The sequence below is a fragment of the Nocardiopsis sp. NRRL B-16309 genome (assembly GCF_001279585.1).
Classification (GTDB): domain Bacteria; phylum Actinomycetota; class Actinomycetes; order Streptosporangiales; family Streptosporangiaceae; genus Nocardiopsis.
The window spans coordinates 1-20,042 of record NZ_LGEC01000099.1; the positions used below are offsets into that span (position 1 = coordinate 1).

Sequence of the window (20,042 nt, forward strand, 5' to 3'; positions counted from 1 at the left end):
ACCGGGGCGCTGGGAGCGCAGGAGCATGAACGGCGCGTCGCCAATGATCCGGCCGTGCGCGGTACCGTCCTCGCCGACCTCCAGGCGCACGAGTACGCCGTCGGTGGTGCCGACCTGGTAAGGGGTGACGATCACCCCGCCGGGGTAGACCTGGGCCACCCAGGAGTAGGGGATGGTTCGTGCTGCCACGGTCGCGACCAACCTGTGGAACATGCCCATCCCCACACCGCTGACGGGGTGGCCGATGCCGTCCTGCGCGAGCACCCTCGGGTGGTGCCCGGCGGCGGCCAGGTTCTCGACCGCGGTTGTGGCTAAAGCCGAGTCAACCTCCACCGACACCACCGCGGCATCGGTCAGCACTTCGCACAGCAGCGCCGTGTTGTACCCAGCACCGGTCCCAATCTCCAGGACCCGGTGCCCGTCAGCGGCGTCCAGGGCCTGGAGCATGGCCACGACCAGGGACGGTTGACTGAGGCTGGACGTCGCCAGCCGACCGCGCCCTTCCGGCCCCTGGGGTTCGCCGTCGTCGACCTGGGTGACGAGGGCGTAGTCGCCGCTGGCCCATCGGTCCCATCGGGGGTCCTCGCGGGTAACGGGGCACTCCCATCCCGGGTGGACGGGGTCGAGGCCGTAGAGGGTGTCAGGGATGAACGCGGTCCGGTCAGTGGCCAGGACGGCCCGGTGCCATCGCGGGTCGGTGAGGGCTCCTTGCGTGCTGAGGAGCCGGGCCAGAGACGCCCCGGGCGGGGGTTGTCCTGTCACTAGGTGGGCCTCTTACCGTCCTGACCAGGGGAGGGAAATCCTTCGTTGCCGTGGTCGTTGGGGCGGCTTCCGTCGCTGCCACCCGACCCGCCGGACCCGCCGTCAGTGGGCTTGTCCGGGTTGTCATGTTTGCCCATTCCCGCGCTCCTCGCTGTCAGGACGTCACTTCTGGGAACGTAACCCGTCGGCAGCGCCCTGTCACGGGAATGGCTGCACCTGGCCACATCCGTTCACCGGCGCAGCACGTACACCCGTTCTTCGCCGCGGATGGGCGCGGTCTCGCACCCCTCGGGGATGGCCAGGTAGGGGCCGCGCCAGATGCGCTCGGGTCCGTCCTCCCGGCGGTGGACCGTGACCCGGTGAGGGCTGACCCACCACCTGACGCTGTAGTTGCGCCCCGCCCCGGTGCCGGGCGAGGGTCGTGTGCCGGTGGCGGCCCCGCTGGGCGGCTCGAACCGGCGCAGGGTCACGCAGTCGACGGTGCGGGCAGAGTCCCCGCCGGCGCGCTCGATGCGCCGCGCTGACGCGCGGGGGGCGCTGACCCGTTCGACGTCGTGGAGACTGCGGCGGCTCACGGGCTGGCGAATGGTGAGCCAGGTCGCCAGCAGCATGCGCATCGCGGCCACGGTGTCGCTCTCGGCCTCCCGGGCGCCGTCCCCGTTGATCAGCGCCGACCAGGGGCGCTCGCGGCCGTCGGCCGGGATGCGGCACTCCCACAGCGGGATCACATCGGGCATCAGGTGGGGCGGGGTGTGGCGCTCAACGCCGGCGCGCAGGGTCTGGCCCAGCCGGGGCGGGTCGGTGGTGTTCGGGTTCATCAGGAGACCGACCTCGATGACGCGGCCGCGGGTGGTCCACACGACGCCGTCCGGGGCGTAGTGCATGCCGTCGTCGGGGTCGACCGGAACCTGGGGGCGGCGCCCCCAGATGAGGATTCCGTGGGGCTGGGGGAGGTCGTTATCGGCGTCCACGGCGAGCGTGCTCAGCTTGGCAGCCATCTCCTGGGCGGTCTCGCACATGTCCTCGGCGACGTAGACCATGCCCGCCCGGTCCAGGGCCTGGCGCCAGCGCTCGGCGACGCGGCCGGCCTGATCGGTGCCCAGCTCGGCGGAGGCAGCAACGGTGTTCACCGCGGCGGGGGAGGCGTACCAGGCGGCGAGCCGGTGGCGGATCTCGGGCAGGTGGCGGGGGCCGATCGCAGGGGGCGCGCTCATGGGTCCAGTGTGTGCCGTACCGGTGACAATCCGCCAGCGCCGGGGGTGTTGGGCCCCTTCACGCAGTAGGCCCGGCCGTGAGGCCGGGCCTGTTCCCCTCGCAGGGGCGATGATGGTCCCTCATCCGATCAGGTCCCCCATTCCTGGACGTCCTTGATGTCGTCGATCAGCTCGCTGATCTCCTCGCTGAGCATCAGCCACAGTTCGTCCTCGCTGGGGCGGGCCTCACCGCGCTCGCCCCGTGGGGTGGCGGTCCATTCCTCGTCGCTGATCCGTCGCAGCAGGGACAGGGCGTACTGCACCTGCGGCCCGCTGGCCTTGGGCAGTGCGGCCAGGCGTTCGCGCTCGGCCTGCTTGCGGTCCGCGACATAGGCGCGCTGGGCGTCCTCGGGGTCGATGCCGTACTTCTTGCGCACCGGCTCTCCGTCGGCGTACTCGACGACCTCCATCACCAGCCGGTTCTCGGCCGTCCAGCCGAGCACCTTGCCGTGGTAGCGGCGCCGGGTGCCGTCCTCGCGCTGGGCGTCGATCACGCACAGGTCGCCCTTGCCGTGGCCCAGGCGGAGCCAGATCTGGTGTTTTCGCACAGGGTGCTTCTCCTTCTGCTGGCCAGGATGTGGCGGTGGCCCTTCCCGCCCGCATCGGGGGAGGGAAGGGCCACCAGGGGTTCAGTCGGGTCCGGTCGACCCCGATCATGTCGGTGGCCCGGCGTTCGGCCACGCCGCGGGTCCGGAGAGAGCCGGACACTCCCGCGGGTGTGCAGGGCGCAGGCGGGCCCCGTGGTCACTCGGTGGCGGTCGCGATGGCCACCCGCACCAGGTGCACGGTCTCGTCGCCCATCCGGCTGATGCGCCAGCGGTCGTTGGCCAGGTCAGCGGCCAGCCGCAGGATGCCGGTCTCGGTCTCGGACGCCCCGGGACCCTCCCCGGCCGCGAGGGCGTCGGCCAAGGCGCTGAAGGCGATGTAGAACTCGGGCCCGCTGGTCTTGACGAACGTCTCGACGAACTCGCGGCGGCGCAGCCACATGCCGTCGTCGTGGGTGATGAGCAACTCCACGGCCGCTCTCACGTGCGGATCATGATTGTGGGTCCAGGTGCGCAGCCCGACGATGATGTCGTCGATGCTCACACGCCTCCTTTCGGCGGTGTAGGGCTCCTCGCACGCAGAGGCGCCGGCGGAGCTCCATTGGTCGCGGACCTCGGCCAGAGCTTGAACCAGCTCCGGGGCCAGCGGCGTGCCGGGGGTGTGGTGGCTCATCGCCTCGGCCAGCTCCTCGGCCAGGGAAGGGGGCGCGGACTCGTGCCCGGGGAGCCCGAGCACGGCGCGCTGTCGAGCGCGGCACAGGCGGGCCTCGGAGCCGACCGTGAACCGGGCCACTAGCAGGGCCAGGTCCTCGGTGTGGTCCATCTGTGCGGCTACCTCATCCGCGGTCAGCGTCTTGGAATGCACCAGACGGACCATCCAGTCGACGACCTCGCGGCCTCGCTCCTCAGGAGTGCTCACTGATCCTCCTCGTCCTCTTCCTCGGCGTCGTTGCGGGTGGACTCCAGGCCGGAGGCTGCTTGCTGGGCAGCGATCAGGGCGTTGTGGAGCTGGCCGGCGGCCGCGGCGGCCTCCTGGAGGTGTCCGGCCATGGCCGCGCGGGCCGCATCGGCATCGCCGCCGTGGCGGCCGTAGCTCGGGTTCTCCCGGACGTGCCCGGCCTGGATCTCGGCGGCCATCCAGTCGGTCATCTGCGTCAGGCTCTGAGGCAGCCGAGCCGCTCCGGTGGCCAGATGGCCGAGCACGGAGTAGACATCAGCGGGCCAGTCCAGGCCTCCGCTGGCGTGGCGGGTGGCGTAGTTGAGCACCCGGACGGCTTCGCTGACGGCGGCTGCGGTCTGGCGGGTGGACTCGGGTTCGTGGGGGCCCTCGGGGTCCAGGGTGATCTGCATGGGTTGGGGTTCTCCAAGTCGGTGTCGGGCGCGGTGAACACGGCGGTGTGCTCGTAGAGGGTGGTCACCCGTCCTACTCGGTCAGGAAGTCGGGCCGCGGCGTGGGCGCCACGGTGATGAGCACCTGGCGCTCGGCGCCAGCGGCGGCCGCCATGGCGCCGCAGACCGGTCCGACGCTGGCCCACCCCAGCCCGCTCAGGGCCTCGCGCAGGTCGACCGAGCGCACTCCGACCAGGGAGAGTGCGATCCGCAAGATGGCGGCCTGGGAGGAGGAAGCGATCAGGTCTCCGGCGTCCAGAGCGGCTGCGGCCTCGGACCACTCGATCATGGCGAGGGGCTCGTCGGGCAGGGCCAGCTGTTCCTTGGGAACCCAGTGGACATGGTTGGCGACGAAGTCGCGGCGGTTGAGCCACATGTCGTGCTCGATGAGCAGTTCGAGGGCGGCGCGGTCGGTGTGAAGGCCGGATGCCCAGTTGCGCAGCGCCTGGTGCAGCTCAGGGCCGGTGACGGTGACGGTCATGATGTCCTCGATTCGCGAGAGGGGTGGTCTCCATCATGGCGGTGGAGACCACCCCTAGCTGGAGCATTCGTGCAAAGGGGCTACCGCAGAACTGGGTGTGCTGGACCGGCATGGCCAGTCACCAGGGACGGAACCTGGGCATGAAGCCGACGCCATCGCTGCGGCGGCCTCCGGCCCCGGGGCAGCGCTCGGGTGCACTGGTTGGCGCCATCGCGCACCAACCGTGGCCAGCGCTGCGTGCGCGGCCCTTGTCATGTATCCAGGCGTAACGGTCCTCGTCGGGATCGGTGGCGGAGTGCCGCAGCCCGGCGCTGAGCAGATGCCGGCGCCCCCGCTCGATCTCGACGTCGGGGCGCAGGCCCTGGAGGTAGAGCGCGCGGATCCAGTCGGGGTGGGCCGCGACTTCGTCTGCGGTGATGCGACGCTTCACGGACGGCCTCCCAGCCAGTACTCGGGCGGTGTGGTGGTGTAGAGGCGGGCCACGGCGGCCCGGTCGGTGTCGGAGACGGTGATGTCGCCGGTGCGCGCCAGCAGCTCGACCCACACGGCTTCGAGGGAGAGCCGCGGCTGCTCCTGGGCCGGGCGCCCCGAGTGGGCGAAGGTGATCGTGACTTCCGCCAGGCGCTGAAGCTCCTCCTGCGTCACCCACTCGGCGCCGGTCGTCTCCCCCGGGGCCGGGGTCAGCACCGTGTCGGGGGTCTCGATGTCGAAGACCGTCCACAGGTGCCCCGGCGTCGGCTCGTGCGGCAGACTCGCGCACAGGTTCGGGAGGTGGACCGTGAACAGCTCGCGCATGCCGGTCACGCGGATGCCCAGTTCCTCGGAGCCCTCCGCCACGACGGCCGCCTTGAAATCGGGCTGTCCGTGGTCGCGGGCGTGGCCGGCGAACAGCCCCCATGCCGGGGGCCACCAGCCGCGGCCAAGGATCGCGAACTGGATGAGGCCGGTGGCGGGGTCGGTGCGGGTCAGGCGCCCGCCGACGGATGTCCCGCAGCACCGCTTCATGGTCTTCGTGGTGGTGTCCGTGCTCATGGCGCTCCTTCAGGTGTCGGTGCGGGTGATGGTGGTGCCGTCGATCGCGGGCGCGATGACGATCCGGCGGGAGTCGATCTCGACCACGTAGTGGAAGACCCCGCTGACCTCGTAGGTGTCGAGGAGCTTCCCGGGCAGGGTCACCTGCACCTCGGCGCCCTCGCCGAGCTGGGCATGGGTGAGGTCCTGGTCGTCGACCAGGCGCAGACGGGCGGACATCTCTCTCCTTCGATTCAGGACCGGTGGTCCCCCCGGTCCGCCCCGTCGGCGCGGGACGGGCCAGAGGCATCACCGGTCACGCGCAGAGCTTGGCCATCAGGGCCCGGTCGTCGGTGGCCAGTTCGATCACGCCCAGGCGGTGCATCCACAGCGCGTGCGCCGCGATGAGACCGGGCTCCTGGGTGTGCTCGGCGTCGGTGCGGTGGCCGCGGGCGTGTTCGAGAGTGAGTTCGGCGAGGTATTGCGCTTCCCCGCGGTCGTACCAGCCGGTGCGAGGGGCGGCGCAGGGACGGCGGACCTGACCCTGTCCACGGCCCTGCCACCACTGCCATGTGTGGCCGGGGGCGCGCCCCCAAGGGAGGGGCCGGGTGCACCGGTCCGGCAGTCGGCCGCTGGTCACTGCGTGCGCGTCGACCAGGCTCAGACCGGTCTGGGCGGCCGTCTCCTCGCGGGCGGCCCTGATCCAGGTGCTGTGCAGGGCCAGGGCGTGCGCGGCGGGGGCGCCCATCCCGAGCTGGTGTTGGACCAACACCAGCTCGTCGTCGGCCGTGATCAGGACGGCGACCATCGTGGAGTCGCAGTAGGTGGGCATACTGGTCCTGCCTTTCGAGGCAGCGACCCCGGCCGGGCTGTCCAGGCATGGGCCGGGGTCGCGTGTGTGGTTTCAGAACAGGGCGGGTTGGTCCAGCGGGGCCGTCAACCGCTCGGAGATCGCGGTGACGGCCAGCGTGGGGCGGGCCGCTAGCCACTCATGGGCGCGGTCCAGGTGGTACGGGCACAGCGTGTAGCGGTGTTCGCGGTCAGGGGCCTGGTAGCGCAGCAGGTCGCTCGCGGGTTCCTCGCAGTCGAGGTTGGTGCAGTCCACGCTCAGTCCTCCCAGGGCTTCCGTGTGCTCAGGCGGCGGCCCGGGCCGGCGCCGGGGTTCGGGCAGGGCGCACGTACACGCCGCCGCCGGGGTGGTCGGGGCAGTCGGGCAGGGCCCGGGCGGCATCAGCGCGGCCGTGGACACCGAGGTCGCCCAGGACCGCGTACTGGGACTGGGCCAGCTCGTCGCGCAGCAGGGCGCTGCCGAGGCCGCTGTGGGTCAGGGTGGGGGTGGCGGCGACCAGGGCGATCCCCCGGCCGGGCCCGCGCTCGGCCAGGCGCTCCCAGTCGGCGAGGCGGTCTTCGACCGCGTGGTGGGCATGGTCGACCAGGAGCAGGGTGGGCACGGGGTGCGAGCGCGCGAGCGCGGCGTCCACCACCTGGCCGGGGTGCTCGCTCGCCCAGTCGCACGCCTGGGCCATGACCGGGTCCAGGGCCAGCGGGTCGGCGTGCCAGGTGCGCATCCCAGCGGCGGTGGCGGCGCGGGCGATGCGGGCGAGCAGGGTCGTGGTGCCGGATTCGTACGGCGCGAGGATCAGCCCGTGGGCCGGGCGGCCGTCGCGCTGGACCTGCCAGTGCTGCATGGTGCTCCCGGTGGTGGTCGGGATGGGACCGGGGCCGCCCCGGGTGGAGCTCCGGGGCGGCGGGGTCAGTGGTGCTCGCGGACGCAGCAAGGGTCAGCGGTGGTTGTTGTGCGGGTAGCTGGCGTCCGGGCTGGCGGGGTTGAACCACTCCCCGCAGTGGTCGCACTGGACGTCGGCGACGACGGGGGACAGGCGGGTCCAGCGGCGGATGACGGAGCGCATAGGATCAAGACCTCTCTTGGTTTCGCGATCGGGAGAGACGGCCCCACCCCGCTTCCAGGCATCGGGTGGGGCCGTTTTGTGTTGCGGACCGGGTGGCCCCTCCGCTCACCGATCCCGTGCGCGGGGTCGGTGGGCAGAGCGATCACCCGGGGAAGAAGAGGTTCGCGATGAGCATCCCGAGGACCACTCCGGGCACCCCGCCGATGAGGGGCCAGAGGCCGGCGGGCGGCTCGTCGAGGCCCTCGCTTTCGAGGAAATCGGCCACGTACACGGCCACCAGGACCGCGAGCGTGACCCCACCGGCGCCGATGGTGCGCGGCCAGTCGATATCCACAATGATCACTCTCTGTAGATCATGGGCGAGTGGTGTGCGGGCGTGTCCCAAGGTGGGACGCACCCTGCCCCCGACCCGCGTGAAGGCGCGTTGGAGGCGCCCGGCGGGGGTGGGACTCTGGTGCGTCCCACCCTGGGACGCCCTGTTCAGTAGGCGTCCCAGCGCCTGGGACGGTGCTGGGTCACCCCTGGGGCGTCCCAGGGGTGACCCAGGGCTGGGACGGTGGCGTGTCCCAGGCCCGTGACCCCGGGACGGTCACAGAGCGTCGCGAACTTCCTCCGGTACCTGGATGTCGCCCAGCTCGATCTCGGCCGCGACGCGGTCCAGTTCCGTGCGCCGGTAGCCGCGGAGCTTGGGCGACTCGCTGCCCGGGTGCATCCTGAATGTGGTCGCGTCCGGGGTGAGCCCGATCATCGCGAGCAGCTCCCGGATCCGCTCGCCCGGCATCTTCGTGGTCGCTTCCAGGACGCGGGTGTGGACACCCTTGTCGGTGGCCTGCTCGATCGCCACCGCCAGGAGCCGGGGCACCTCTCCTCCAGGGGTCAGCCCCTGCAGGCCGCGCACGATCTCGGCGAACCCGTCGTCGGACTCGCGGGCCTGCTTCTGGCGGCGGTTGCGGTCCTCCAGCTCCTTGCGCTTGGCTCGGGCGCGCTCGACGGCGCCGCCCAGGTCGAGGTCCGCCAGCGTCGGCCGCGCCGTGCCCGGCTTGTCTCCGGCCTCCGGACCCGGGGCTGTGACGGCCTGCTTCGTCGGGGCGGCCGGGGGCTTGGTGCCCAGCCACCCGGCCGCGTGCGCCCGATCCCACCTGCGCAGGTAGGCGTCCCGGCCAGCGTTGATGGTCACCTCGTCCATGACCGGGCGCCGCTCGTCGGTCTCGATCGCGGCCTTCTGGGAGTCGTCCGGCTTGACCAGCAGGCCCTTGAAGATCCGGGGCTGATCGGACGTGGTGGGCTGGACCAGCCCGTACCCGGCCTCCGGCATCTCCCCTGCCTTGGGCAGGCCACGCGAGTACCCGTACATGTGCTGCAACTCGGAGTCGTCGTTGACCCTCATCGCCGTGCGCACCCCGGCCTGTGCCATCAGTGGCTTGGGGAGCTGTTCACCACCCTGGGAGACCGCCCGCAGGGCGCAGGTGACCTGCCGGATCGACACACCGCGGGACCGGTTGGACAGCTCGACCATCTTGTTCTTGATCTCGCGGGGCAGGTCGGCCGTCTCATCCGAGACGAAGGTGATGTGCGGCACCGCGGACGAGCTGGGGACCTTGTCGTCGTTGGCCGAGGCCATCAGCTCCGCGTAGCCCGAGGACCGGGCCGGGATCGCGGCCAGCAGGAAGTCCAACAACATGTGGGCTTCCTTCGGCGTGGTGGCCACCCAGTCGATCGCCGGCTTGGCGGTCTTGCCCTCCAGCCACGGGCGAAGGAACGGCAAAAACGCCTTGCCTCCGTTGAAATCCACGCCCATGACCAGGGTGTCGGTGCAGCGCAGGAGCTGGCGGATGATCAGCGACAGGTGCGCGCTCTTGCCCGAGCCGACCGCACCGATCAGCGCCATCGAGGACCACTTCAGGTTCAGCTTCACGAAGCTGCCGTCGCGGTACATGCCGACCGGCAGCGGGTCGTAGATCGACAGGGCGGAGAAGTCCTCCCCGGCCGGGATGTCGTCGGCCAGGGCGTCCAGGGTGCTGACCAGCAGCAGGACCCGGCGTCGGGACCCGTGGGAGGTGACCTCGATGCCGCAGGAGTCGGGCAGGTCGGCGTCGGCGGCGAGTTCCTCGGCCCGCTGGCGGATGGTCTTCCAGGAGCTGGAGCCCTGGGGCAGTTCCAGCACGATCGACATGCCGGTCTGCCTCTTCTCCTCCGGCGTCTCGGGGTCGGGCATCATCCACTCGGCGATGTCGGTGACCCGCACTCCGGGCCGGGCGATCTTGCAGATGCGGTTGATGCGCGCCTCCCACTCCCCGGCCAGGCCCGCCCGCCGCTTCATGCGTTCCTCAGCCGTGTGGCGGTCCTCGGCGGCTATCTCGAACGACTTGCTCGCGGGGGCCAGGACGGCGGCGGCGAGGGTGCCCACCCCCAGCGCCGCCATCGTGGACACCTCCCAGGGGCCGCCGGAGGCCAGCGCCCAGGAGCACCAGCCGGTGTAGCCGATCCAGCGGGCGCTGCGGTACAGGCGCGAGACCCACGGGCTCCCGGCCCCGGCGGCGCGGGTGAACGCCGCGGTGGCGCCGACCGCGCCGGCCGCGAGCGGCCAGGCGGGGGCCAGGGCGACCTCGGGCAGCGATCCGAACGAGGCGACCGCCATCGCGGCGGAGGCGGCGTTGAACGCCCCCAGGAACGGGCCCTGCTGGTGGCTCCAGCGGCGCTTGCGTTCCTCGATCTCGGCTTTGGTGGGGCGCTTCCTCTTCTTCGTCTTCGTGGTGGTCTTGGCGGTCGCGGCGACCATGGTCTGCTCCTTCACCGGGGGCGGCAACGACGCGGGGCGGGACCGTGCTGGTCCCGCCCCGGGAAGTGGTCTGTACTGCGCAAAAGGTGGTCAGTCCTGCTGGGAGACGTCCCACTTTTGCTCGTTGTTGCGCGGGTTCTCCAAGCGGTCCAGCTCCACCTCGTGGGCGGCCCGGAACAGCCCGGGAAGCTCCTCGGCGACCTCGGACGCGCCGCGGGCGGCGTCCTCGATCGTGCCGAAGAACTCCAGCACCGAGCCGTCGAGCGGCTGCTCGTCCTCGGCGGTGGTCGCCATGTTCTTGACCCCGTCCGCGATCGCGGCCAGGGTCGGGCCCAGCTCCTTCAGGCCCTGCTCGTAGGCGAGCATGCCGACGGCGGACCCGCCGAGTGCGGCCAGGGCGTCCTGGATCTCCTGCGCTGCGTCACGGACGCGCTGAACCTCGGGTGCCAATGGGGTCTCCTTCTCTTCTCCAGTGGTCAGGGCGAAGATCGTGCGCCCTGCCATGACGAACGGACCGTCGCCCGGTACGGGGGCGGCGGTGCCGATGATGCGCCCCACCAGCGGCGGGCGGGGCGTGGACTTCTTGCCGCCGGCGCCCAGGGCGCCGATCGCGGCGGCGGCGATACCGAGCTGCCAGCCGCGCATGGGCCCGTAGCGGGGGTCGCGGGCCCGGCCGAGCAGGGACGCCCACAGGCCCCCGAACCAGTCCCACAGGCCCCGCCTCCACCCGCGCATCCGCAGCACCCACTTGCGTTTACGCAGGTAGGAGGACAGGCGCTTGGTGTGGGAGCGGATCCGAGTGCGGCCCCTGGACCAGCCCCGGCGGGTGATGGCGCGGGCCCGACGCATCCTCGGGTGGGTCCAACCGGCGCGCAGGCCGCGACGCAACCTGCCCCGGGAGGCCCCGGTCCTACTGCGACCGGTCGCGGGGTCGATGATCGACGTCGACCGGCCACGCCCCCGGCGGCGGCTGGATCGGGCGGCGCTGCCCGCTCCCGGGCCGAACAGGCCCCCGCCCCGGCCGCTCCGACCGCGTCCGCCGCCGGAGCGGCCCCGGTAGGCCCCGCCTCCGCCGAGCAGCCCGCCGCCACCGCCCCGAGAGGTACCCGAACCACGCCGTCCGGAACCGCGCCGACCTGCGGAGGAGGACCCTCCGCCAAGCAGGCTCCCGCCGCCGGAGGAGCGGGAACCGCCGCGCCCGGCCGGGGAAGAACCCCGCCCGAGCCCGCCAGCTCCCCGCCCGGCCCCGGAGCGGGAAGCGCCCGCCAGGCCGCCAGCGGCGGACCGGTGACGGCCCCCCGCTGCGCCCAGACCGGCTCCCGCACGCGATCCGGCACCAGCCCCGCGGCCGGCGCCCCGGGCGGTGCGGCCGCTCAGCCCGCCGCCACCGGATCCGAGGAACCGGCCGCCACGGCCTGCCCCGGCGGCGCCCCGACCGGAGCGCGCGGCCCCGGCCCGGGAACCGGCGGCCCCGGCGCGGGTGGCGCGGGCTCGGCTCACCCCGTAGGCGACCCCGGCCACGGTCGCGATCCCCGCGGCCGCCACCAGCCCGGCCGCGCCCGTGGCGGCGTAGATCCCGGATCCGGCGGTGGCCAGCGTGGATGCGCCGGTCTCCAGCAGCGGGGGCAGCGGCGGCGGACCCTCGCCGGTCTCGTCCTGGTCGTCGTTCTGTCCGCCGCCGGTCTCGGGAGCACCGGGAGTGCTCTCGGTCTCCGGGAGCGGGGTCGGTTCGGGGATCTCGGTCTCGTCCGCGCCCGGCGGCGCGTCCGTCTCGTCGTGGGTGTCAGTGTGCATCGGTGATCACTCCAGGTCAGAGCAGGGTGTCGATGGCCGGGGTGAGTGAGGTCGCGAAACGGCCCATCGCGTCGGCGCCCTCACCGATCAGGCCGACCGCGCCGACGATCAACCCGGCCACGGACTCCGGAGCCCTGAAAAACCACAGGACGACGATGAGGACGACGCAGATGGGGATGAGGCGGGCGAAGAAGCCACGGATCATGACAGATTCCCTTCGGGGTGAGGTGTAGGGCTAGGCGGCCAGCCGCACGTCAGCGGCGCATCCGGTGCCCGGCGGGCACACGCGGCCGATGCTCGTGGGCAGGCAGTACGGGTGGATCTCGCCGCACTCGCGGCAGGTGCAACGCGCGATGTAGGCGCGGGCCAGGGACCGCTCCTTGGCCGGGGTGAGTGGCTGTTTGGGCGCGGCCAGGTGGACGTAGTACAGCCAGGCGTTGCGCACTCCGTCCTTGGAGCCGCCGCACCGGGATCGCCACATGAGCTGGGCCACCGGGTGCTGTCCGCCCAGGCCAAGGCCCAGGTCCAGGAGCTGGGCCCTGGTCATCAGCCCGCGCGGGGCGAGGTTGCGGGGGTAGGTCGGTAGTCCGTGGCGCTTCCCTTCGGGGTCGAAGAAATCGTCGTGGGCCACCGGTCTCCTTTCGCGGTGGGTTATCGGTGCAGGTGGCAGGCGGGCTCTCACGCGCGGACACTGAAGGTCTCGCGGTACGGGCCGCGCCGGACGCCGGAGTAGTGCGCACGCCCGCCCCGGCTAGAGCTGGGGAGGGCGTGCGCACCCGCCGGAGCGGGGCGCCGACCCCCGCGCGGGGGCGGGGGCCGGGTGGTGGGTTACTGCTCGGTGCCGTAGACCTGGTGGCCGTCGGCAGCCAGGCGCTCGCGGGCGTCTTTGGCGTCGTTACGACTCAGGTGCAGGTCACGTGCCATGGCGCGGGTCTCGGTGTCGGGTCCCTTGTGCTCGATGTAGGCCTGGACACGGTCGCGGATGCGGCGCTCCATGTCGGTGGCGGTCACGCCCTCCTCGGCCAGGTAGCTGCGGATCGTGCGCTTGTCGCGACCCATCTGGTGAGCGATCTCGGGGGCGCACCAGCCCTGCTTCCACAGGGCCATGGCGTCCGCCCGGCGGCGTGCGGTCTGCTCGATCAGTCGCTGACGGGCCAGGGCCGCGCCCTGCACTTCCTGCGGGCGTTCTCCCAGGTCAGATCCAGCATTGCTGGGAACCGGCGCGGGGGCCGCCCCATTGGGGTGTTCGCGCAGGTCAGACCCAGCATTGTTGGCAGCCGGGGCGGTCTTGCGATGTGTGCTGGCGCTGGCCTCGATCAGGCCCGCGCCGAACCCCGCCGGGACGGTCGCGGCAGCGGCGACCTCCGGGCGCGGAGCCGCTTCCAGGCGCGAGTGCGCCCCGTTCCTGGTGGGCACCTCGGACACCTCCACTCCCGGCAGATCGGGGAGGAACTGCGCCAGCACCGCGAGCGGCAAGCGGCCGCCGATTTGCGCGGCCAGCTCATAGCGAGCCTTGAGCCGTTCCGCCTCCGCCTGGTCAGTGGCCATGTCCACGGTCTGCTCCGCGTGGATCTTGGCTTTGGACTCCTCCGCCTCCGCGTCGGCCTTGGCCCGGGCGAACGCCGCGGCTCGCTTGAGGTCCGCGATCTGGCGCCGCTGCTCCACGGTCAGGGAGCAGTCGTCGGCGCCGGCTTCGGCGGCCTCGCGGGTCTCGGTGGCCTCACGGGCCTGGCGTTCGGCTTCCGCGCGGGACCGGGCGGCCTGGTCGCGTCGGCGCTCCCACGCGGTGCGGGCTGTCAACGCCACGTGCCAAAGGAACTTCGCCCCCACGGGCACCAGGGCGAAGGCGACCTCCTCGGTCCCCCAGTGGTGCCACCCCAGGAGTAGACCGGCAGCGATCGAGGCGACCCATCCGCCGAGACTGGCCTGGCGGCGCACGTCGGCGTTGAACCATCCCACCGCGACGGTGGACACGATCAGCACGTCGGCGAAGATGCCCGCCACCAGACCGCTGGCGCCGCCGGTGATCTCCGCGACAGTGCTCGCTACCCACACCAGCGACAGCGCTGACGGGACGATGGCCGCGGCCACGGCCACCCGGGTCGGAGTGATCCAGGACCAGTCCGCAGTCGGCTGGGCAATCGGACCGGTCACGGGCTCGGCCAGAGCGGTGCTCTCCTCCTGGACGTGCTCCGGTTCCGGAGCCGGATCGGGCTCGGAGTCCTGCCGGACCGGTCCCGGGGCGGGAGTCGGCGGGGCCGTGTTGGGCTTCCTCTTCCAGTTCCAGCGCATGCTGGATCTCCTCTCGTGGTAGGCATGATGAGAGGCACCCGCCGTCTGCGACTCGGCGGGTGCCTCACTGCGTGATATGGGGTATCGGCGCTGGTCAGCCGTAGAAGTCAGGTACCGGCCGCTGGTCACGGCCAGAAGCAAGGCGCAGACCATCACGGTCACCGCCATGCCGAGCCCCATCAGTAGCAGGGCCAAGGGCCCTCACTCCTCCTCGTCGGTGTCGTCGGTGTAGGCGTCGGGGTTGACCTTGGATTCGAGCGCTTGCAGGGCGACCACCCACGGGAGGCCGAACACGGCGGCCGCGAACGCCCCGGCGTACACCACGAGCACGACCACGAGCAGAAGCCAGAGCATGGTCAGCAGCGTGATGGTGGTCTGGCCGATCAGGCTCACCGGCGCTCCTGGGTGAAGTTGGCGTCACGGACGAGCAGGGCGATTTCCACAGTCGCGCCGACCAGTCCGGCCGCCGCCACCCCGGCCGCGATCAGGAGCAGGACGGGGGCCGTGCCGGTGGCCACCATCCACGCGAGCGACCCCACCGCGAGGACGACCAGGGCCAAGCGGCTGATCCGGTGGCGGGTCGGCATCGCGACCAGGACCGCGCCCAGGCGCGAGGGCAGTTCGGCGCGCTTCATGCGGCCACCTCCTCCGACTCCGCGAGCAGGGCCTGGTGGATGATCGCGGGGAGCAGGTGGGCGGGCAGGGCCTCGTCGATCCCGGCGAACACGCCCTGGTAGGCGGCCACGGCCTCAGCGATGCGCTCGCGCTCGGCGTCAGTGGTGTGATCCTCGATCCGGTGGGTGGCCTGGTCCAGGTCGGCGGTGGCGCGGTCGCCGCACACGATCTCCCATCCGCACCAGCAGCGGCGGATCTCGGTGGACTGGGAGCCGACGACGGCCAGGAACGGGCGGGTACCTTCGGTGCTGCGCATGCTCATCTCCTTCTTCACGGGGTGTGGTGTGCCAGAGCCCCGTCCGGCGGTCTCCGGACGGGGCTCACTGCTGTGTGCAGGGGTTCAGACGGTCACGACGTCAGCCTCGACCTCGACGAGCCGGAGCTCGTCGGGGCCGGGCAGCGCCCGGTCGATGGCCTCCAGCGTCGGGCCGGATATCTGCGACCAACGGCGCAAAGTCCGCCGACTGGTCCCCCAGGCCTCACAGGTGCGGGTCTCGCGCTCGGCGCGCTCCACAGCGCCCGCCCCGGCCTGCCAGACGCGGCCGCACCGACAGGCCAGGTGCGCCCGTTCCGGCGCGCTCTCGTGCCAGACCAGCTCCCGGGTGTCCTCCAGGCAGACCGCGCTCTGGCAGCCCCAGGTCGAGAACCCGACGAAGTTCAGAGTCTGCACTCCGGCCAGCGTCTGCTCGGCGTCCCCGCTGGCGCGGGTCATATGGGCGCCCTCGGCCAGGGCGTAGGTGCGGGCCAGCGTCCCGGCCGCGTGGGCGGCCGCCAGCATGTGGTCCCGCGCCCGGAGGTAGCGGTCCGCGCTCTGCTTGAACTGTTCTTGCACCTCCTGGTGCTCGTCGGTCAGCTTCCGGAGCTGGTCCAGGCGATCCCGCAGATGGTTGGGGATGTCGGCCTCGGTGAGCGCGTACTCCAGGTCGGAGCACGCCGCCTCGATCTCCTCGGCCCTGTGGTCGGCGGCCAGCAGGTCGTCGGCCAGGGTCTCGGCCCGCTCGGTCTGTCGGCGGGCGACGTCGGCCAGCTGGCCCTGTTCGTCGTCCAGGCGGGCACATCGGGCCTGGAGCTCGCGGAGCACGGACTCCCGGTCGGCGGTGGCCTTGTCGCAGCCGCGGTGGAGCCAGGCGTACAAGAGGTTCATCAGGCAGCACCTTCCGGCTGGGGCAGGGACACGGTCAGCGAGCCCAGGAGCGGACCGCGCCCGCCGGGGCTGTCGACCGCGTACAGGGAGCCGTCAACGACGTCGGGGTGGGCGTCGACCTTGAACTCGGTGGTCGGCGCGAGGAACTGCACAGCACGGAAGTAGATCTGGTGACGGAAGTCGAACTCGTTGTAGGCCTTGACAGTCAGCGGCTCGATGTCGGTGTGCAAGCCGATCCGCTCGAAGGTCACGACACGGGTGTAGTCGGTGGGCACGGTGATCTCCTTCTGGTTGGTCAGGCGGCGTCCGGGGTGGGCAGTTGATCGTCGTCGGGGCCGTGCAGCCAGCTCTGGACGAGCCGGTGGGCGGCGGCGCTGGCTTCTCGGACCCCGGCACGAATGCCGTCGGGGTGGTCGACCAGGTCGATGCGGTCGAGATCGTCGGACAGGTCAGTGCGTGTCTCGGGCACGGGATCTCCCCGGGGAGTCGTGGCGGTCGGTCGAGGTCAGGCGGTCAGTGCCATGCGTCGGGCCTGGCGGGCCCTGTACGCGGTGCGGCGGGCGATGCGGGGATCGGAGTGGGAGAGCAGGAGGCGCTGTACCTCTCGCCGCGCGGCCTGGTGGACCGCGCTGATGCGGGAGGCCCACTTCTTGGCAAGCCGGGCGGCGAGCCGGTTGTCGTCCAGGAGGTGCGCGAGGTCGGCGTGCGCGGTCGCGGCCTGCTCCTCGCGGGTCGGGCCAGCGTCCTCGGCGGTTTCGCGGGGGTGGTGCGGAGCGATGCGGTTGGGGGAGTCGGGCGCGGTGTCCTCGCTGTAGACGGTGACCTCGGGGTCATAGATGGCATTGGGATTGGTGGAGGCGGAGGACGTCTCACGGGTCTCCACGACCGCGGGGAGGAGGGGTTCAACGTCGGTGATCCCTGCCTGGGCGGCGTGCTTAGCCAGGAAGTCCCTGTCTTCAGCCTTGGTCTCTTCCCACAGGGCGCGCTGGAGGCGGCGGTGCTCGGCCCGCCAGGTCCCAACCACCAGGTCTGCGGCCTTACGGCCGCCTGCGGCCTCGATGGCCTCGGCGATCTTCTGGTCAGCAGCGGTGGTAGCGCCCTCACGAGCAACACGGAGAACCTCGGCGCGGGTAGCACCCGTAGCGTTGACGACCTGCAGGACCAGCGACATAGCAACTCCCCCGTGCTCGTTGCACTCGACCAACTGTGCTTACATAAGTTAGCATGACTAAGCACAGTGACATTGTCAAGCCACGGCGCGCCACTTAACTTCGATGAGTGAGATAGGTAAGATCAGTACATGCCAACCACACAGCAGCCGTACTTGCGCGTCCTGGAGGCGCTGCGGGAAGCCTTGGAGCAGGGGCGCCTGGCGCCGGGGGACAAGTACCCAAGCATCAACGCCCTCGTGAAGGACCATGGGGTCGCCCACGTGACGGCCCGCAGGGCCTTGCAGAAACTCCAGGAGGAGGGGCGTGCCCATCCCCAACAGGGAGTCGGGTGGTTCGTGACCGAACCGGGAGCGGCCGAGCCCACGGTGGAAGAGCGGCTCAGGGACATGGAGGCCCGCTTGGCGGTCGTTGAGGGGCAGCTCAAGGACCTGCGCTCCCGCGAGGGGACCTCACCGTGACGTTGCGAACTCATGCAGCAAGCATCCCGAGCCGAGTCCGCCCAGCCCAGAGGACATCACGGGACACCACTGACATCACGTGTGTCCCCTCATGTGAGGATCGAAGACCGTGCCCTCTCCCCCACGACAGAACCGCGCCCTGATCCTGGCCCGTGAGCAGTTTGGCTGGTCTCGCGCCGAACTCGCTCGGCGTGTCGCTGGGGCCTCGCGGGGGCAGATCGCGCTCGAATCCGCTGACCGCGCGATCAAGCGGATCGAGTCCGGTCAGGTGCAGAACCCGACTGAGTACTACCAGGGCCTGATCTGCGAAGTCCTCAGAACCTCCGCCGTGGAGTTGTTCGGCGCGCCCCGAGCCGAGAGTCCGTCGAGCGCACCGTCGGCCCTTACCGTGACCTGCCGCAAGTACATCCCTGTGACGATCACCCCCAGCCTGGCCGCGCGCGTGGCCGAGCATCCGGGGATGGAAGCTCATGAGATCGACGGCAGCAGGTGCTCGCGCATGGTGATGCCGTGGCCGCACGACGACCACGCCCGGTTGACCGTGACTGTCTTTGGCTTCGGTGTCCTGGTCGCCGAGCTCCGCCAGACCGTGGCCTTCGCCAATCTGGCCGACCTGGCCGTGTGGCGCCACACGAGCTACGAGGTCGACCGGCCCCACATCGGTGACCTCCTACGTCGTACCTGGCCTGCGATCTCGGCCTCGCCCGAGTACGTGCTCGGCACCTGGTGGCTCGCCCGTTCGGCGTGGGCGGGTCAGGACCTGGACACAGCGGTGCGCGTCATGAGTACCCCCTCAGCGCTGCTGCGCCGCCAGGGTGATCCCTCGGTGGAACAGCTTCGGGCCGGCGCCGAGGTCGCTGAGAGAGCCGTCTGGCAACAAGGGTTCGAGGCAGGGCCCGACCTGGTCGACTTCGGCCTGTCGGGCGTCTCAGTGGGCTACGCGAGCTGGTCGGGTGTGGCCTACGCTCCCTTGGCGGTGGACCGAGCCCTGCACCCCGAGGAGCTGGGCGATGTCGAGACTCTGTACCAGGCGCTGTGGTCGTTGTGCCACACCGTCTGCGAGACGGCCGAGGTAGGGCACGACCCCCAGGTGGACCCGTCGTACGGGTGGCGGTGGCTGCGCGGTGTGAGCAGCAGGATCGCTCGCCCCCGCCCGACCGAGACCCGTCAGGTGCGCAGCATGCGCGATGCCGTTCTCGAAACCTCGCAGCTTCGCACGATGCTGCCCGCCACCATCGACCTGCTGCGTGATGCGTCCCCCGCACGAACCCTGTAAACGAACCTGAAAGGAACGCGCCCATGCGCCCCGCTCCCACCGACGTCCTCGTAGCGATCGACATGCAGAACGGCTTCGTCTCAGCGGAATCAGAGCACGTGGTGCCGGTCGTGGTGAGCCTGGTCGAGCAGTGGCAGGCGGCCGGAGGCGCCGTCGTGATGACCCGGTACCTCAACCATCCGAACAGCCCCTACGTCGAGTTCATGGGGTGGTTCAAGATGCAGGCGAGCCCAGAGATAGACATCGTGGCCGAACTCCAGCCCTATGTGGCCGGCTCGCACGTGCTCGACAAGACGGTCTACACCGCGTTCACACCCGATGGGGTGGAGCTGTTCGACCGCCGGGGCTGGAAGAACGTCTACATCGTCGGCCTGGACACCGAGTCGTGCGTGGCCCAGACCGCGGTCGGAGCGTTCGAGCGCCACCTGCGCCCCGTGGTCATCACCGACGGGTGCGCCTCGCACGCCGGGCAGCAGGCACACGACGCGGGCGTGTTCGTCATGCGGCGCAACCTGGGGTCTGCACAGCTGACGACCAGTGCGGAGCTGGGTCTGCAGGTGCCGCTGGCGTCCTAGCCGGACATCACCGATGTCCGCGCTGTCCTGCCTTGTCCTCTGAGCAGTGTGCTCGCCGCGCGCTAGCGTCGGCCGCGCGCATCCAGCTGGCAAGGAGAACCCCACACCCAGTCCTGAAATGAAAAGAGGCGAGGTCCCGGCGGCAACCGGGTCCCTCGCCTGTCGATGAGCTAGTCGACCTGCAACCGCTCACCCAACTGATGCAAGGCCCATCGTACCTGTTTGGTGCGCTTGGGCCAGTCTGGGGGCGTTGTGAGGTCGGCCGAGGGAGGCTGACTTTGTCATACCCGTTGCAGCAGCCCGTCCATGAGGACGGCACTCCGATTCTGGGCCCCGACGGGGTCCCTCTTTTTTTGCCCCACTTCCAGATCCCGGGGTTCGTGATGTTCAACGAGGCTGTCGACGCCCGTGCGTTGGGGGCGTACGCCTTCCTGCGGGCTTTCGTCAACGAGAGTGAGGGGGAGTTCTCCTCCTCGGTCACGGCGGTCGACATCGCCGAGCGGTTCGGTGTGTCCAAGCAGGTGGT

28 protein-coding genes and 1 pseudogene are annotated in these 20,042 nt (G+C 71.2%); 3 read left to right on the forward strand and 26 right to left on the reverse strand.

Going from position 1 to position 20,042, the window contains the following annotated elements; all coding sequences use genetic code 11:
* The 26 genes and pseudogenes from ADL05_RS22920 to ADL05_RS23035 form a co-directional block, all read right to left on the reverse strand.
* Positions 1-762: pseudogene (locus ADL05_RS22920) on the reverse strand (rRNA adenine N-6-methyltransferase family protein); the annotation flags it as partial.
* 230 nt (positions 763-992) lie between these two features.
* Entirely contained in the window at positions 993-1,976 is a 984-nt protein-coding gene (locus tag ADL05_RS22925) for a hypothetical protein (protein ID WP_053619073.1), read from the reverse strand.
* Positions 1,977-2,104: 128 nt separating this feature from the next.
* Positions 2,105-2,563 (reverse strand): hypothetical protein, encoded by a 459-nt coding sequence (locus tag ADL05_RS22930; RefSeq protein ID WP_053619074.1) that lies wholly within the window; start codon positions 2,561-2,563, stop codon positions 2,105-2,107.
* 196 nt (positions 2,564-2,759) lie between these two features.
* Positions 2,760-3,479 (reverse strand): hypothetical protein, encoded by a 720-nt coding sequence (locus ADL05_RS22935; RefSeq protein ID WP_053619075.1) that lies wholly within the window; start codon positions 3,477-3,479, stop codon positions 2,760-2,762.
* Positions 3,476-3,910: a hypothetical protein gene (locus tag ADL05_RS22940; RefSeq protein ID WP_053619076.1), complete on the reverse strand. Its 435-nt coding sequence runs from the start codon at positions 3,908-3,910 to the stop codon at positions 3,476-3,478. The genes ADL05_RS22935 and ADL05_RS22940 overlap by 4 nt, the downstream gene beginning before the upstream one ends.
* Before the next feature lie 73 nt (positions 3,911-3,983).
* A complete protein-coding gene (locus ADL05_RS22945) occupies positions 3,984-4,430 on the reverse strand; it encodes a hypothetical protein (protein ID WP_053619077.1) in 447 nt (148 codons plus the stop codon).
* Positions 4,431-4,548: 118 nt separating this feature from the next.
* Positions 4,549-4,860, reverse strand: coding sequence for a hypothetical protein (locus ADL05_RS22950; protein WP_053619078.1), 312 nt, complete (start codon positions 4,858-4,860; stop codon positions 4,549-4,551).
* The gene (locus ADL05_RS22955) at positions 4,857-5,462 is read right to left on the reverse strand and encodes an NUDIX domain-containing protein (protein ID WP_053619079.1); all 606 of its coding nucleotides are present in this window, start codon (positions 5,460-5,462) and stop codon (positions 4,857-4,859) included. The genes ADL05_RS22950 and ADL05_RS22955 overlap by 4 nt, the downstream gene beginning before the upstream one ends.
* A gap of 9 nt (positions 5,463-5,471) precedes the next feature.
* Positions 5,472-5,681, reverse strand: a complete 210-nt coding sequence (locus tag ADL05_RS22960) for a hypothetical protein (RefSeq protein ID WP_053619080.1) — start codon at positions 5,679-5,681, stop codon at positions 5,472-5,474.
* A 76-nt stretch (positions 5,682-5,757) separates the two neighbouring features.
* Positions 5,758-6,273, reverse strand: coding sequence for a hypothetical protein (locus ADL05_RS22965; RefSeq protein ID WP_053619081.1), 516 nt, complete (start codon positions 6,271-6,273; stop codon positions 5,758-5,760).
* Positions 6,274-6,345: 72 nt separating this feature from the next.
* Entirely contained in the window at positions 6,346-6,546 is a 201-nt protein-coding gene (locus ADL05_RS22970) for a hypothetical protein (protein WP_053619082.1), read from the reverse strand.
* A 28-nt stretch (positions 6,547-6,574) separates the two neighbouring features.
* Positions 6,575-7,129, reverse strand: a complete 555-nt coding sequence (locus ADL05_RS22975; RefSeq protein WP_053619083.1) for a hypothetical protein — start codon at positions 7,127-7,129, stop codon at positions 6,575-6,577.
* Positions 7,130-7,222: 93 nt separating this feature from the next.
* Positions 7,223-7,351 carry a hypothetical protein gene (locus tag ADL05_RS32195; protein ID WP_255351862.1) on the reverse strand — a complete coding sequence of 43 codons (129 nt, stop codon included), beginning with the start codon at positions 7,349-7,351 and terminating at the stop codon, positions 7,223-7,225.
* 142 nt (positions 7,352-7,493) lie between these two features.
* Positions 7,494-7,694 carry a hypothetical protein gene (locus ADL05_RS22980; protein ID WP_053619084.1) on the reverse strand — a complete coding sequence of 67 codons (201 nt, stop codon included), beginning with the start codon at positions 7,692-7,694 and terminating at the stop codon, positions 7,494-7,496.
* 246 nt (positions 7,695-7,940) lie between these two features.
* A complete protein-coding gene (locus ADL05_RS22985; protein ID WP_053619085.1) occupies positions 7,941-10,130 on the reverse strand; it encodes a hypothetical protein in 2,190 nt (729 codons plus the stop codon).
* 90 nt (positions 10,131-10,220) lie between these two features.
* Entirely contained in the window at positions 10,221-11,924 is a 1,704-nt protein-coding gene (locus ADL05_RS22990; RefSeq protein WP_053619086.1) for a hypothetical protein, read from the reverse strand.
* 16 nt (positions 11,925-11,940) lie between these two features.
* Entirely contained in the window at positions 11,941-12,129 is a 189-nt protein-coding gene (locus ADL05_RS22995) for a hypothetical protein (protein ID WP_053619087.1), read from the reverse strand.
* Between the two features lie 30 nt (positions 12,130-12,159).
* Positions 12,160-12,555, reverse strand: coding sequence for an RRQRL motif-containing zinc-binding protein (locus tag ADL05_RS23000; protein WP_053619088.1), 396 nt, complete (start codon positions 12,553-12,555; stop codon positions 12,160-12,162).
* Positions 12,556-12,752: 197 nt separating this feature from the next.
* A complete protein-coding gene (locus tag ADL05_RS23005) occupies positions 12,753-14,411 on the reverse strand; it encodes a hypothetical protein (RefSeq protein ID WP_156365985.1) in 1,659 nt (552 codons plus the stop codon).
* Between the two features lie 6 nt (positions 14,412-14,417).
* Positions 14,418-14,609, reverse strand: coding sequence for a hypothetical protein (locus ADL05_RS23010; RefSeq protein ID WP_053619090.1), 192 nt, complete (start codon positions 14,607-14,609; stop codon positions 14,418-14,420).
* Complete coding sequence (locus ADL05_RS23015) at positions 14,606-14,851, reverse strand: hypothetical protein (RefSeq protein WP_053619091.1); 246 nt, start codon at positions 14,849-14,851, stop codon at positions 14,606-14,608. The genes ADL05_RS23010 and ADL05_RS23015 overlap by 4 nt, the downstream gene beginning before the upstream one ends.
* Positions 14,848-15,147: a hypothetical protein gene (locus tag ADL05_RS23020; RefSeq protein WP_053619092.1), complete on the reverse strand. Its 300-nt coding sequence runs from the start codon at positions 15,145-15,147 to the stop codon at positions 14,848-14,850. The genes ADL05_RS23015 and ADL05_RS23020 overlap by 4 nt, the downstream gene beginning before the upstream one ends.
* A gap of 84 nt (positions 15,148-15,231) precedes the next feature.
* The gene (locus ADL05_RS23025) at positions 15,232-16,035 is read right to left on the reverse strand and encodes a hypothetical protein (protein WP_053619093.1); all 804 of its coding nucleotides are present in this window, start codon (positions 16,033-16,035) and stop codon (positions 15,232-15,234) included.
* Positions 16,035-16,310, reverse strand: coding sequence for a hypothetical protein (locus ADL05_RS23030; RefSeq protein ID WP_053619094.1), 276 nt, complete (start codon positions 16,308-16,310; stop codon positions 16,035-16,037). The genes ADL05_RS23025 and ADL05_RS23030 overlap by 1 nt, the downstream gene beginning before the upstream one ends.
* Before the next feature lie 20 nt (positions 16,311-16,330).
* Positions 16,331-16,504, reverse strand: coding sequence for a hypothetical protein (locus tag ADL05_RS30730; protein ID WP_156365986.1), 174 nt, complete (start codon positions 16,502-16,504; stop codon positions 16,331-16,333).
* A 36-nt stretch (positions 16,505-16,540) separates the two neighbouring features.
* Positions 16,541-17,206: a hypothetical protein gene (locus tag ADL05_RS23035; RefSeq protein ID WP_053619095.1), complete on the reverse strand. Its 666-nt coding sequence runs from the start codon at positions 17,204-17,206 to the stop codon at positions 16,541-16,543.
* Positions 17,207-17,335: 129 nt separating this feature from the next.
* Here ADL05_RS23035 and ADL05_RS23040 point away from each other — a divergent pair, with 129 nt between their 5' ends.
* From ADL05_RS23040 to ADL05_RS23050, 3 genes are all read left to right on the forward strand, one after another.
* The gene (locus ADL05_RS23040) at positions 17,336-17,665 is read left to right on the forward strand and encodes a winged helix-turn-helix domain-containing protein (RefSeq protein ID WP_053619096.1); all 330 of its coding nucleotides are present in this window, start codon (positions 17,336-17,338) and stop codon (positions 17,663-17,665) included.
* Between the two features lie 109 nt (positions 17,666-17,774).
* A complete protein-coding gene (locus tag ADL05_RS23045) occupies positions 17,775-18,941 on the forward strand; it encodes a helix-turn-helix transcriptional regulator (protein WP_053619097.1) in 1,167 nt (388 codons plus the stop codon).
* Between the two features lie 23 nt (positions 18,942-18,964).
* Positions 18,965-19,516, forward strand: coding sequence for a cysteine hydrolase family protein (locus tag ADL05_RS23050; protein WP_053619098.1), 552 nt, complete (start codon positions 18,965-18,967; stop codon positions 19,514-19,516).
* Positions 19,517-20,042 lie beyond the last annotated feature (526 nt).